Genomic DNA, 13,831 nt, shown 5'->3' with positions numbered 1-13,831 from the left:
ACTGATGAATCTTCTTTATTCGCGCAATTTTTCCGCAGGCGCTCTGGGTTTGTGTTCGTTAATGCCGCTGCTGCCGGCGATCGCCAATGATTTACCCGGCAACAGCGAAGTTCTGCAAACGGTAACGGTCGAGTCCCGGCGCCGTAGCGAAGACGCGCAACAAGTGCCCACGGCAATGAGCGTGCTCGGCGCGCAAACCCTTGAGGAACAGCGCTTGTATCGCCTGCAGGATTTGCAGCAGGCGATGCCGAGCGTCAACGTCGCGTTTATGCACGCTCGGCAGTCGAGCCTGTCGATTCGTGGCTTGGGCAATAACCCGGCGAGCGATGGTCTGGAAGGCAGCGCCGGGATCTATCTGGACAACGTCTATCTCGGCCGCCCCGGCATGGCCGTGTTCGACTTGCTCGATGTCGAGCAGATCGAATTGCTGCGCGGCCCGCAAGGCACCTTGTTCGGCAAGAACACCACGGCGGGCGTGCTCAACATCACCACGCGTCGCCCCTCAGCGACACCACAAGGCACCCTCGCGACGTCGGTCGGCGAGGACGGTTACTCGCAGACTCAAGCGATTTTTTCCGGGCCGTTGAATGACACGCTCACCGGCCGCATCGCCGCCTACAAGACCCACGAAAACGGCTACGTGAAAAACGAGTACGACGGCCATGAACTCGGCGGCGGCATGCGCCAAGGTGTTCGTGGGCAACTGGAGTTTCAGCCCAACGATGATTTCAATCTGCGCTGGCTCGCCGATTATCACGAGGAAGATTCCAGCGCCGGCACGCGTTCGCTGTTCAGCACCGGACCGGTGATCAACGGCGTCAACCGTTACCAACAGCGTGCAGCGGCGGTCGGCGCGACGCTGGTGGACGGCCGTCGGGTCAATCTGGATGCCGATCAGAACGTCACGGTGTTTCAGGGCGGCACCTCGCTGGAAGCCAACTGGAATCTGGCCGGGGATTACACACTGACCTCGATCAGCGCCTATCGCTGGTGGGATTTCACCCCGCGCAATGATGATGAGCTGAACGTCGACGTGATGCACAACGTCGGGCAATCGGCCCGCGACAAGCAATATTCGCAAGAGATACGTCTGGCCTCACCGGTGGGTGAACATTTCGACTACGTGCTTGGCGCCTATTACTTCCGCCAGGAAATGAGCAACACCGTGTTCACCGATTACGGCCCGTTGGCGGACACGTGGAACGGCACCCCGCAGGGCGCGCTGAACAACGTCACCAGCATCGGCCATGGCGATGTCGACACCGACAGTTACGCCACGTTTGCTCAAGGCACCTGGCACCTGACGCCAACCGTGGATTTCAGCCTGGGCGTGCGCGGCACCTATGAACGCAAATTCGCAGAGGTAACCCGCAACGCGCCGCTCGGTGGCGATGCGGCCAGCGCCGCTGCATTGCGCGTCAGAGATGCGAGGGTCGGTGCTTACGATTCCGGCGATTTGAGCCTCTACAGTTTCAGCCCCTCGGCGCTGGCCAGTCTGGCCTGGCATGTCAGCGATCAAGTGCTGGCGTACGGTTCGTTGTCGCACGGCGAGAAATCCGGCGGCGTCAATCTCGGCGTGGCCAGCGCCCCCGTCGCAGGTGCCGACTCGTTGTTGATCGGTAGCGAACGCGCCAACGACGCCGAACTGGGCATCAAAACCACGCTGTTCGACCAGCGCTTGCTGCTCAATGCCAACCTGTTCTGGACGGTGGTGCATGGCTACCAGACCAACGCTTACGACGATGTCTCGCTCACCAGCTATTTGACCAACGCCGGCACGGTGCGCAGTCGAGGACTGGAACTCGACAGCAGCTGGCGGCCAATGTCGGGCCTGACGATCAACGCCAACGGCTCGTTCAACGATGTGCGTTACCTGTCTTACGACGATGCACCGTGTCCCGCCGAAGTGGCTTTGCGCCCCGGCGCCCCGGCATCCTGCGACCTCAGTGGCCACGCGGTGGTGGGCGCGTCGAAATGGATCTTCAACACCAACGCCAGTTACCAATGGAATCTGCAGGGCGGCCTGCAACCTTACGTCAACGGTAACTACGCCTGGCGCTCGCATGCCGTCGGCACCGTTGATGATTCGAGTGAAGCGCAGTTGCCGGGGTATGGGTTGGTCAACCTGTCCACCGGCGTGCGCGGCGATTGGGGCAAGGGCCAGTGGGATGTTTCTTTGTGGTTGAAAAACGCCTTCGACAAGACTTACTACACCACACTGTGGAATTCACCGAATGGGGCTTATACCGGCGTGTTGGGCACACCGAGGACGTTGGGGATGACGGCGCGTTACGATTTTTGAGCCGGACAGCGTCACGTCGCCGACTACACTGCGAGCTATCACCGCAGGGACGCGCATCCGATGGCAACGCTTATGAAGCAAACGCTCAACTCAAACACACCGATTTTGGCGGTCGTTGATGCTCGACGTCTTCTGGTCAGAATGGTCAATTATTGCCGAACGCAGATCGACGATGCGGCAGAAATGCGAGTGGATTGTCAGCTGCATGACGCTGGCGGCCGTGCGGTGAAACAGTGGGATCCGCGATTGTGGGCGTTGGCTGAGTCTGATGCAGAGACGCCGGCAAACCAGTCGACGGTTTGCTCTTTATCCGGTCAGGACTTGGCCAGCAACAACGTCGACGCTGGCTGGCGGGTCAATCTGGTAAACGATTCCGGGCAGACGATCTGTCGATGGGACGGCCGCAAAAATCAATCGCGCTTTGAGTACGACTTGCTCTTGCGGCCGGTCGCGGTGTTTGAACAAGTCCACGGTGAAAGCGAGCGTTGTGTCGAGCGTTTGCGTTATGCAGGCACTGAAGCATCCGCGAGCAATTTGTGCGGACAGTTGATGCGTCACGACGATCCTGCGGGTTCATTGCATATTCATGAGGCCAGCCTGCAAGGTGCAGTTTTGCGGCAATCACAGCACTTTTTGGCGCTGGCATCTGCTCCGGATTGGCCGAAGTCTGTGGCGCAATGCGATGCGTTACTGGAGCCAGGAGGCGGCGCAGTCACCCTTCAGCATTACAACGCACTGAATGATCTTCTTAGCCTGACCGATGCGCGGGGACATTGCCGCCGTTCTGCCTATGACGTGGCGGGTCAATTGCACCGAAGCAGTTTGCAACTGGCGGGTCAGGCTGAGGCGGTGTTGCTGTCAACGATCAGTTACAACACCTCTGGCCAGATCGAGCGGGAAGTCGCTGGCGATGCGGCCATCACCACGGCACGTTATTCGCCAATCGATGGTCGTCTGGAACAATTGCTCGCACTGAAGCCCGACGGCACTCGCCTTCAAGATCTGACGTACACCTCTGACCCGGTCGGCAATATCCTGAGGATTGAGGACGGTGTACAAGCGGTGCGCTATTTCAATAACCAACGGATCGCTTCCGTCAGTACCTACCGCTATGACAGCTTGTCCCGACTCATCGAAGTCACCGGGCGAGAGGCTGCGGCATCCAGCCCCGATCAGTTCGCCAATTACACCCAAAGCTACAACTACGATGCCGGCGGCAACCTGGTTCGGCTGCAGCATGTCGGCGCGCACTCCCATACCCGCGAGATGCAGATTGCGGCGATCAGCAATCGCGGTGTCGTAAAAAATCAGGGTGATCCAGACACAGCATTCGATGCCAACGGCAATGTGCAGCAATTACAACCGGGTCAGGCATTGGCTTGGGATCTGCGTAATCAACTGCGGCAAGTCACACCGGTCGAGCGAACCGAGGCAGCCAACGACACCGAACGGTATGCCTATGACAGTGCAGGTCAGCGCGTTCGTAAAACTCGCTTTACCCAGGCTCGTAATAGAACGCATCAGGCCGAAGTGCGCTATTTGCCGGGCCTGGAACTGCGCACTAATACCGCGACTGGCGAAGTCCTGCATGTCATCAACGTAACTGTCGGGCGCAGCGGGGTGAGGGTATTGCACTGGGAGAGTGAGCCGCCCGCCGAGATGACCAATGATCGATTGAGCTACAGCCTGAGCGATCATTTGGGTAGCAGCAGTCTGGAACTCGATGGGGCAGGGCGATTGATCAGTCAGGAAGGTTATTACCCTGACGGCGCAACCGCTTGGTGGGCGAGTCGCAGCGAGGTCGAGGCGTCGTATAAGACCGTTCGTTATTCGGGCAAGGAACGTGATGCGACAGGGCTGTATTACTTCGGATTCCGGTATTACGCGCCGTGGTTGAATCGCTGGATCAATCCGGATCCGGCGGGTGTTGTTGATGGTTTGAATCTGTTTCGGATGGTCAGGAACAATCCGCTGCGGTACCGGGATGGGGATGGGAGGCTGCCGGAGGAGTATTCAGAATATGCGCCCAGTGCAATGGTTTCGGGGTATCACCTGAATCCGAAAATATTCAGACGTCGTGACGTAACTGAGCAGACAGCAGCAGTGCGTGAGAAAGCGGTGGAGGACGGCTTCTCCCATAACATTCCATACGACGCGCACAGAATCGTCACTGACGAGGCCATTCGCTCCATACCTTATGGTTATTTTGAGAATGAGTATTTGCCGGGACGTTGGAGGATGCTTGAAAATTTTCGCAGTGCCGGCAATGGGCCCAATGCGACCGATGTGACTTGGTATCAATACAAGCAGGTTTCTAAACTAAATAATTTTTACGGGGTGATGCCGAAGGTCATCCTGCGTTGGAACGTGATCAATGAGGACGCTCTACGCGCTACCGAAAAACCAGAAGGCATACGCGAGCGTTTTTTGGCCAGTAAAGGAAATGGTCGATCAACACAGAGAATCATGGACGCGTTCGGCTTGCAGGCAACCAGAGTCGAGAGAGTAAATATTGAGCTTCCCGAGCCTATGAATGACAGAGTCCTTATTGCTGTGCATGTCGAGCCAAAACCTGAATATCGGGACTTGGCCTATGAAGCCTTGCATGCAAAGGTCGAGAAAGAACTGCGACGAGCAAGCCGCAACCCGATATCACGAGCCGCGCACGCGGTATGGCGAACCGCTAAACGTGCTGTATTGCCTGCTCACACCAATATTGGCCACAGGTAGTCGCGCGCAATGCTGGCAGTGAACGCAGATCACCTCCGAGACCCAGCGGTTTGACGGCTGCGGGTTGCTGATATGAAATTAATTCTGTAGATTTTCATGAAATTATAAAAAAATAATTTCACGAGGTCGCGAATGTTTCAGCAATCCACGCAGCACGTCGACAGCTATTACGCCCACAGTTGCGCCGATATTTTGCGTGAGCGACCTGCGCTGGAAGGCGAGCAGCACACCGACGTGGTCATCATTGGCGCCGGTTTCAGTGGGCTGCACACTGCGTTGCGTCTGGCCTTGGCCGGTAAACGCGTGACGTTGCTGGAAGCCAGTCGGGTGGCGTGGGCGGCTTCGGGGCGTAATGGCGGGCAGGCGATTCTTGGCTGGTCGTGCGACATGCCGCCGCTGGAAGCCGCGCTCGGCCATGAACGCGCCAAACGTCTGTGGGACGGTATGCGCTGGGCGGCGCAGGAGTTGCGTGAATTGCCGGGGCGTCATGGTTTCGATTGTGACTATCGGCCCGGTCATTTGTGGACGTCAGTGATGCCGCGCCGGGTTGGGTTGCTGACCGAATGGCAACACGAGGCCAGCCACAAATGGGGCCACGATGCTTTGCAGTTCATTGCGCGTGAACAGTTGCCCGAGTGGGTGGCCAGCGATCGCTATCAGGCCGGGCTCTACGATCCGCAAGGTGCACACCTCAATCCTTTGAAACTGGCCCTCGGCCTTGCCGCCGCGATAGAACGTGCCGGTGGCCACATCTACGAACAAAGCAAAGCGCTGAGTTATCAGGAGGAGGGCGCAGGTTTTCGGGTCAACACTGCGCGCGGATCAGTTCGCGCTGATGTGTTGATCCTTGCCTGCAACGCTTATCTCGATGAACTCGATCCACAACTGGCCGCCTGCATTTTGCCGGTCGGCACTTATCAGGTCGCCACCGCGACGTTGACGCCGGAGCAAGCCACGGCATTGCTGCCGAGCAACGTCTGCGTGACCGACAACCAATTCGTCCTCGATTATTTCCGCCGCACACCGGACAACCGTTTGTTGTTCGGCGGTGGCTGCACCTATCTGGGCGGCATGCCCAAGGATATTGCGGCGGCCACTCGGCCGTTTCTGCAGCGAGTGTTCCCGCAACTCAAAGGCGTCGAGGTGGAATTTGCCTGGGGCGGCCATATCGATCTGACGTTGAAGCGCACGCCGGATGTCGGCAGCGAGGGCAACCGCTATTGGCTTCAGGGTTACTCGGGGCACGGCGTGTTGCCGACACTGGCCGCCGCCCGCGCGGTGTCCGATGCGATCCTCGGTCAGAGCGATGAATTGGCGTTGTACCAAGGCCTGAGCAACGGTCGTTTCCCCGGCGGTAAACATTTTGCCGCGCCGCTGGAAGCCATCGGCAAGGCCTGGTATCGACTGCGTGACAGCGTCTGATGCGTCACTTTCCGGAAGTTGAATCATGAACAAGCAAGAAGAAATCGCCGCACTGGCGATCCTCATCCACGACCTGCGCAAGCACAAGAAGTGGACGCTGAAAGAGCTGGCCGACAAGATCGGCCGCTCGGTGGGTTTTCTCTCGCAGGTCGAGCGCGGCCTGTCGCGGCCAACCGTGGCAGACCTCACCGCGATCAGCGAAACCTTTGGCGTGCCGACCACCTATTTCTACAGTTTGCCCAAGCCCAAAGAGCTGCCGTGGGTCACGCGCCCGGACGAACGCCGCACGCTCTATTACGCCAATGGCATCACCGACATTCTGGTGTCACCGCAGATGCGCGCCTCGTTCTCCATGCTTGAAAGTCATCTGAAGGCGGGCGCCAGCAGCGGCGATCGGCACATGACGGACAGTTCGGAGCAGGGCGGTTACGTGCTCGAAGGCGAGTTGACGCTGTGGCTGGGCGACGACGAAGAGCCGGCAACGCTCAAGGCCGGCGACAGTTTCCAGTTCGACAGTCACACCGTTTGCCGCTACGGCAATCTCACCGATCAGCTCACACGCGTGCTGTGGGTCTACACCTGATAACAACAAATAAAGGATGAACACGATGGACGCTGTCTGCGCCGACCTGTTGGCTGAAGTGCGCGCGTTTCGCCAACAACACCCCGAAGTGCGTTATGTCGACCTGATTTCTCTGGATATTCCGGGGCACTTTTACGGCAAGCGCTACCCGATCGACATGCTCGAAAAAGTCGCGGCGGGCAGCGCGCTCAAGTTGCCGCAAAACTGCGTGCTGCTGGGCGTGCAGGGCGGGTTGTTCAAGATTGGTGATTACTGCTTTAACGATGGTGATCCGGATGCCGTACGGCGTTTGGTGCCGGGCACTTTGAAGCCGGTGACCTGGGAAGCGCAGCCGCTGGGGCAAATGTTGATTACCTCGGACGGCACCGAAAAACCCATCGAATTCGAACCCCGTGAAGTGTTGGCGCAGGTGCTCGATCGACTGGCGCGCAAAGGCATTCACCCGGTGGTGGCGTTCGAGCTGGAGTTTTATCTGTTCGATAAAAAGCTGCGCGACGGCTTGCCGCAATTCCCCCGTGATGACCTGACCGACGATGCCGATGATCAGCCGAACATGCACATCGAACGCCTGTCGCGGTTTGCGCCTGTGCTCGATGAAATGGTTGAAGCGACGCGCGCTCAAGGCATCGACGCCACGGTGATCACCGCAGAACTCGGCCCCGGTCAGTTCGAAATCAACTTCGGCCATCTCGACGATGGATTGCGTGCTGCCGATTGGGCGGCGCTGTTCTGCCGCAGCACCCGTGGCGTGGCGCTCAAGCACGGTTATCGCGCCAGTTTCATGGCCAAACCGTATTTGCAGCACCCGGGCAGCGGCATGCATGTGCACGTCAGTCTTTACGATGCTGACGGCAATAACCTGCTGGCGGCGAATCAGCAACAGCCGTTGCGTCATGCGGTGGCTGGGTGTCTGGAATTGCTGCCGCACAGCATGCCGATCTTCGCCCCGAACCAAAACGCGATGCGCCGCCTGGGCGGTACGGTCAACACGGCGACCAAGGCAAGCTGGGGTTTTGAGGATCGTGATGCGTGTTTGCGCATTCCTGAATCGGACGCGAAAAACCTGCGCATTGAATATCGACTGGCCGGCGCGGATGCCAATCCGTATCTGGTGTTGGCAGCGATTCTGGTGGGACTGGAGCACGGCCTGGCAGCGGGCAAGGAACCCATTGCGCCGCTGAATGAAGACCGTGACAGCGGTATCGGTTTCCCCACGGAAATGTTTGAAGCGGTAAAAACCATGCAGCAGCAGCCGCAATTGCGTGAAGGGCTGGGCGCCGAGTTTGTGGACGTGTATTGCGAGAACAAACGTCAGGATCATTTGGCGTTTATGCAGGAGATCAGCGCGCGGGAGTATCGCTGGTATTTGTGAAGATTTATAAGAATCCAGAAACATTCTGAAACATTCACTCGATGGCAGGGGTCAACAGAGCACATCCCCTGCCAGAAGTCCCCATGAAAACACCTCGTCCCTCCGCACGCCTGGAAACCCTTTCGCAACTGCGAAATTTCAAGATGGCGAGGTCTGCGCATGCTTATGTTCGCGGTAGCACGGTGCAATTTTATGAATGGCTGCACAGCCAACCCGGCCGGCGCCTTCCCCACGGGCCTGCCGTATGGATCTGTGGCGATTGCCACGCCGGCAATCTCGGGCCGACCGGGGATCTGAAAGGGCAAATCGACATCCATATCCGCGACCTCGATCAGACCGTTATCGGCAATCCTGCGCACGATCTGGTCAGACTGGCCCTGTCATTGGCCACGGCGGCACGCGGTTCCGATCTGCCCGGTGTCGCGACCGCGCGCATGCTCGAAGAAATGATGCGCGGCTACGAACAAGCCTTTGTCGACGACGTCGATAAAGAACCGCCACGCCCGGCGCAGGTCAAGGCGGGCATGCGCAGTGCCGTGCAGCGCACGTGGAAGCATTTGGCGCAGGAACGCATCGAGAACACCAAACCGACGATTCCCTTGGGCAAACACTTCTGGTCGCTTTCGCGGGCAGAGCGTGCGGCGCTGAAAACCCTGTGCGCGACCGACGATATTCATACGTTGGTGACGTCGTTGAAGGGCCGGTCGAAGGATGACCGGGTCAAACTGCTCGACTCGGCGTACTGGGTCAAAGGCTGCAGTTCGCTCGGATTGAAGCGTTACGCGGTGTTGTTGGGTGTGGGCGAGGGCGATGATCAGGACTTCTGCCTGCTCGATGTCAAAGAAGCGGTAACGGCTGCAGCACCGCGTGCGGCCAGGTCTTCGATGCCGCGCGATAACGGTAAACGTGTCGTAGAAGGCGCGCGGTTTCTATCGCCGGGGTTGGGTAACCGCATGATTGCGACGCGCGTGCTTGATCATGGCTTTTTTGTGCGTGAGTTGCTGCCGCAGGACATGAAACTGGAACTGGATCAGTTGAGTCAGCGCGATGCGATGTTGGCGGCGGGGTATTTGGCGCGAGTGGTGGGGATTGCCCATGCGCGACAGATGGATCTGGCGACGCGGTCATCGTGGATCAGCGAGTTGCAAAACTGCCGTTCGAAGACACTGGATGCGCCGTCGTGGCTTTGGTCGAGTGTGGTGCAGTTGGTCGGCAGTCATGAGAAAGGCTATCTGGAACACTGCCGCCGCTACGCCCTGCAACACTGAAACCTCTGCGTTGTATGCACCACCGCTTTCGCGAGCAAGCTCGGCTCCTACAGGGATTTGCGGGTGTTTGGGATTCTGAGTACGGCCCAAAACTCGTAGGAGCAAAGCTTGCTCGCGAAGGCGGTGGTTCAGCCGATGCACAGGCTGAATGTAGAGACGCTTTCGCGAGCAAGCTTTGCTCCTACAAGGCGTGGTGTTAGAGCGAGGCTTTTACTTGCAGGCCCACGACCAGTGCGTTGTCGATGTTTTGCCCCGAGAACGCGCCTGGTTCGATGATGTATTGCACATTCGGGCGCAGCGTCAGCCATGGCGTGGCTTGATAGCCGTAACCCAGTTCGATCAATTGCTCGGCGCTGTCCAGATTCGGGAACGCGGTGCCATTCGCCAGCGCGGCATCTTGCTGCACATCACGGCTGCGCGGGTTAGGCACTGCGCGACCATAACCCAGCGCGACGGTGTCATGCGGGCGGCTGTCGAACGGTTTGTACAACACCACGCCGGTGCCATACCACTTGCTGAACGGCGAGGCCGCGTCGCTGGCCGCTGAATACTGACCGAACGCGTGCAGGCTGCGGCCGGTGGAAGTCTGCGAAGCCCACACCGCTTGATCAACCAGCAAATAATGACCGCCGCGACCGGACACTTCATCGTCGCTGCCGATGCGTTTAACGTCGGAGCTGTCGTAGTAGTAACCCACCTTGTATTCGCCAGGCAATTCGCCGCCGTGCTTGTACACCAGCTCGATCGGCACCACGGTACCGGTGGTGTGTTTCGGCCCAAGGTGCCAGGCGCGACTGGAGTTGCCGTTGCTTTGCGGGTCGACGTTGAACGCCGCCACGCGCAATTGCCAGGAGGACGACAGGTCGTATTTCACCCGCACGCCCAAATGCGCGTTGGGGTAGTTGGTCCAGCCGCTGCCGCCGGACATGTTCAGCGGATGACCGCAGAACCCGGCGTTCATGAAGTTGCAGAGAATGCCGCTGTCGAGGCCACCGAGGTCGTTGCCCATCGCCATGTAGCCGAGTTTCACATTGAGCGCCGGGGTGAATAGGCTGCGCCCATAGCTCAGCTCGGTCAGGCGGGTGTACAGGCCGCCGTAGTTTTCCTGAATCGGCAAACGGTTGCCGACAAGGTCTTCTGAAGCGCTGTTGCCGCGCCTGTCGTTGATGGTCAATTGCACTTTGCCGGCGTTATCGACGCCATACAATTTGCTCAGATCGAACTGCACGCCGAGCTTGATGTTCTGCGAGTAACGCGCCGAACGGTGCAAGCCGCCGTCAGCGTTGTAAGCGGTTTCGCCGCTGTAATCGCCGGTGAATTTAACGCCTTCTTCATCCATCTGATGACGCAATCCGCCCCAGTCGCCAGTGAGCGTGCTGCGGGTCAACAGATCGGATTCGCCGGCGGCCAGCGCGGGCAGGGCAGTGGTGCAGGAAAGGCCGATCAACAGGCCTTTGAACAGGTCGGAACGAGAAAAACGAACAGCCGATTGCATGTGAATCTTCCTGCTGGAATCTTGGGCAATGGAGCAAAGCAGCGCGGCACCCTAAGGTGCCGCGCTTGACTGGATGAAGTGACGACGGCTTACGGCAAGGCGTAGGCCATGACGAGGTCGCCACGATCGGTCGACTGACGAGCGCCGCCCGCGGTGATGACGATGTACTGCTTGCCGGTTTTCGGCGAGACGTAAGTCATCGGGCCGCCCTGGCTGCCCACCGGCAGACGCGCTTTCCAGACTTCTTCACCGTTGCCGCTGTTGAACGCGCGCAGGTAGAAATCCTGCGTGCCAGCGATGAAGATCAGGCCACCTTGGGTCGACAGCGTGCCGCCGAGGGTTGGCAGACCGATCTTGATCGGCAGGTGCATGCGGATACCCAACGGACCGGTGTCTTCAACCGTACCGACTGGAACCTGCCAGGCGATTTTCTGCGTCTTCATGTCGATTGCGGTCAGGGTGCCGAACGGCGGCGCCTGGCACGGAATGCCGGCCACCGACAGGAAGCGGTTTTTGTTCACGGCGTAAGGCGTGCCCTTCAGCGGAACGGCGCCCATGCCAGTGTTCAGTGCTTCGCCGCCGGATGTGGCCTGGCCTTTGTTCTGCGACGGGATCATCTGAATCCACAGACCCAGGCGCATGTCGTTGACGAAGATGAAACCGTGTACCGGGTCAGTGGAGATGCTGCCCCAGTTCATGCCGCCCAGCGAACCCGGGAAGCTCAACGATTTATCCATGCCCGGCGCGGTGTACAAACCGTCGTAACGCATGCCTTTGAAGTCGATGCGGCAGAGCAACTGATCGTACGGAGTCGCGCCCCACATGTCGGATTCGGTCAGGTGCTGCGCACCGATCTGCGGCATGCCCACCGATTTCGGCTGGGTAGGGGAGTACGGTTCGTTCGGGATGTTCGCCGCTTTGACCGGCACTTCTTTTACGTCGGTCAACGGTTTGCCGGTGGCACGGTCGAGCACGTAGATCTGCCCGGCCTTGGTGCCGATGACCAGCGCCGGAACGGTTTTGCCGTCCTTGGTGAAGTCGATCAGGCTCGGCTGCATTGGCAGGTCGAAGTCCCAGAGGTCGTTGTGCACGGTCTGGAACACCCAGCGCTCTTCACCGCTGGTAGCGTCCAGCGCGAGAATCGAAGCACCGTAGGTGTGATCGAGCTTGCTGCGCTCGACACCATAGATGTCGGTGGACGAACTGCCCATCGGCAGGAAGACCGTGTTGGTCGCCGGGTCATACGACATCGGCGCCCAGCTGTTCGGCGTGCTGCGCACGTAAGTGCTGCCGTCTGCCGGCGCGTTGCGATCCTGCGGGTTGCCCGGGTCGAACGCCCAGCGCATGGCGCCGGTCATCACGTCGAAACCACGGATCACGCCGCCCGGCATGTCGGTTTGCACGTTGTCAGCCACGCGACCGCCGACCACGACAGTGGTGCCGGCCATCAACGGAGCGGAGGACAACTGATAGTAGCTGTCCGGGACGTTACCCAGACCGGCCTTCAGATCGACCTGACCGTTGTTGCCGAAACCCTGACAGAACTCGCCAGTGTCGGCATCGACCGCGATCAGGCGAGCATCAATGGTGTTGGTCAGCAGACGACGCTGGCAATTGGCGGCCGGCACCGGTTTGGCTTCGATGATGCTCGAATTGCTCGGCTGAGCAATGGCGGCAGTCGCATCGAAATAGGCCATGCCACGGCAGCGCTGCCAGACTTTCGACTGGGCGTTGATCGAGTTCTTCCACAGCTCTTTGCCGGTGTCGGCATCGAGGGCGATCAGGTTGTTGTGCGGGGTGCAGATGAACACTTTGTTGCCGATTTGCAGCGGGGTGAGCTGGTCTTCGGCGCCGTTGCCATCGCTCTCGGCGATGTCGCCAGTGTGATAGGTCCAGGCGACTTTGAGCTTGTCGACGTTGTTGCGATTGATCTGATCCAGCGCAGCGAAGCGGCTGCCACCTTCGGTATTACCGTAGTGCGCCCAATCCTTCTGCGCCTTGTCCGGCTCAACCGGAGTGAGGCCCGGGCCAGTGCCGGTGGCGGCAACGGTCGGATGCGCGACAAACATGTTGCCTGCAGCAACGGCCAGGCCAACCGCCAATACAGCGGCAACGCCGTAAGCGCCGCGACCCGCAACGCCACCGTTGGCGCGCTTGAGCATCGGGTAGACCAAGGCCACCACCAAGCCGATCGCGCTGAACATGAACAGGCGCGAGAACACCGGCCAGAACACCAGACCGGCATCACTGACCGCCCAGATCGCCGTCCCGACCAGGAACGCCGCGAACAACCAGGCACCGCTCAGCTTGAAGCGCGCGATCAGCAAACCGGAAACGGCCATGACCAAGCCACCCACCAGGAAGTACCACGAACCTCCCAGGCTGACCAACTTCACGCCGCCCGCAGCCAGCGCCAAGCCGAGCAGGGCGATGACGACGCCCAGCCCGACCAGAATGAATTTTGATATGCCCGAGAGGCGTTGACTCTGCTTCACGTTGAGTGTCCCGTTGAAATGAGGCGCGCATTATATAGTTAGGTAACTACCTAGTTAAATCACAAATTTCACGTTGAAGCGTAGTTCGCGGTTTTGGCTCATGCCTGAGGTGAAGCTTAGACGCTGAAATGTCTGTCGAAATGTGCAAAAAAACGCTGTTATGT

At 59.1% G+C, this 13,831-nt stretch carries 8 protein-coding genes; 6 read left to right on the top strand and 2 right to left on the bottom strand.

Annotated features, from left to right (window positions below; genetic code table 11):
* Positions 1-61 precede the first annotated feature (61 nt).
* The 6 genes from GVL50_RS03760 to GVL50_RS03735 all read left to right on the top strand — a co-directional run bounded on the left by GVL50_RS03760 (position 62) and on the right by GVL50_RS03735 (position 9,677).
* Positions 62-2,302 (top strand): TonB-dependent receptor, encoded by a 2,241-nt coding sequence (locus GVL50_RS03760; protein ID WP_256671821.1) that lies wholly within the window; start codon positions 62-64, stop codon positions 2,300-2,302.
* 72 nt (positions 2,303-2,374) lie between these two features.
* Positions 2,375-5,032: an RHS repeat-associated core domain-containing protein gene (locus GVL50_RS03755; protein ID WP_159811799.1), complete on the top strand. Its 2,658-nt coding sequence runs from the start codon at positions 2,375-2,377 to the stop codon at positions 5,030-5,032.
* A gap of 132 nt (positions 5,033-5,164) precedes the next feature.
* Positions 5,165-6,454: an FAD-binding oxidoreductase gene (locus GVL50_RS03750; protein WP_159811798.1), complete on the top strand. Its 1,290-nt coding sequence runs from the start codon at positions 5,165-5,167 to the stop codon at positions 6,452-6,454.
* A 25-nt stretch (positions 6,455-6,479) separates the two neighbouring features.
* Positions 6,480-7,037, top strand: a complete 558-nt coding sequence (locus GVL50_RS03745) for a helix-turn-helix domain-containing protein (RefSeq protein WP_159811797.1) — start codon at positions 6,480-6,482, stop codon at positions 7,035-7,037.
* Positions 7,038-7,062: 25 nt separating this feature from the next.
* Entirely contained in the window at positions 7,063-8,409 is a 1,347-nt protein-coding gene (locus GVL50_RS03740; protein ID WP_053120123.1) for a glutamine synthetase family protein, read from the top strand.
* A gap of 83 nt (positions 8,410-8,492) precedes the next feature.
* Positions 8,493-9,677 carry a DUF2252 family protein gene (locus GVL50_RS03735; RefSeq protein ID WP_159811796.1) on the top strand — a complete coding sequence of 395 codons (1,185 nt, stop codon included), beginning with the start codon at positions 8,493-8,495 and terminating at the stop codon, positions 9,675-9,677.
* A gap of 196 nt (positions 9,678-9,873) precedes the next feature.
* On the opposite strand, the gene GVL50_RS03730 is transcribed toward GVL50_RS03735, so the two are convergent.
* On the bottom strand, positions 9,874-11,172 hold the full coding sequence (locus GVL50_RS03730) for a carbohydrate porin (RefSeq protein WP_159811795.1): 1,299 nt from the start codon (positions 11,170-11,172) through the stop codon (positions 9,874-9,876).
* Positions 11,173-11,261: 89 nt separating this feature from the next.
* On the bottom strand, positions 11,262-13,667 hold the full coding sequence (locus GVL50_RS03725) for a glucose/quinate/shikimate family membrane-bound PQQ-dependent dehydrogenase (RefSeq protein WP_159811794.1): 2,406 nt from the start codon (positions 13,665-13,667) through the stop codon (positions 11,262-11,264).
* Between the last annotated feature and the right edge of the window lie 164 nt (positions 13,668-13,831).

It is taken from the genome of Pseudomonas sp. 18058 (assembly GCF_902706155.1).
GTDB lineage: Bacteria > Pseudomonadota > Gammaproteobacteria > Pseudomonadales > Pseudomonadaceae > Aquipseudomonas > Aquipseudomonas rustica.
This window is presented reverse-complemented; position numbering and strand designations above follow the sequence as displayed.

Coding starts and splice junctions, on each gene's coding strand:
- GVL50_RS03760 (WP_256671821.1), top strand. CDS start 62: ATGCCGCTGCTGCCGGCGATCGCCAATGATTTACCCGGCAACAGCGAA.
- GVL50_RS03755 (WP_159811799.1), top strand. CDS start 2,375: ATGAAGCAAACGCTCAACTCAAACACACCGATTTTGGCGGTCGTTGAT.
- GVL50_RS03750 (WP_159811798.1), top strand. CDS start 5,165: ATGTTTCAGCAATCCACGCAGCACGTCGACAGCTATTACGCCCACAGT.
- GVL50_RS03745 (WP_159811797.1), top strand. CDS start 6,480: ATGAACAAGCAAGAAGAAATCGCCGCACTGGCGATCCTCATCCACGAC.
- GVL50_RS03740 (WP_053120123.1), top strand. CDS start 7,063: ATGGACGCTGTCTGCGCCGACCTGTTGGCTGAAGTGCGCGCGTTTCGC.
- GVL50_RS03735 (WP_159811796.1), top strand. CDS start 8,493: ATGAAAACACCTCGTCCCTCCGCACGCCTGGAAACCCTTTCGCAACTG.
- GVL50_RS03730 (WP_159811795.1), bottom strand. CDS start 11,172: ATGCAATCGGCTGTTCGTTTTTCTCGTTCCGACCTGTTCAAAGGCCTG.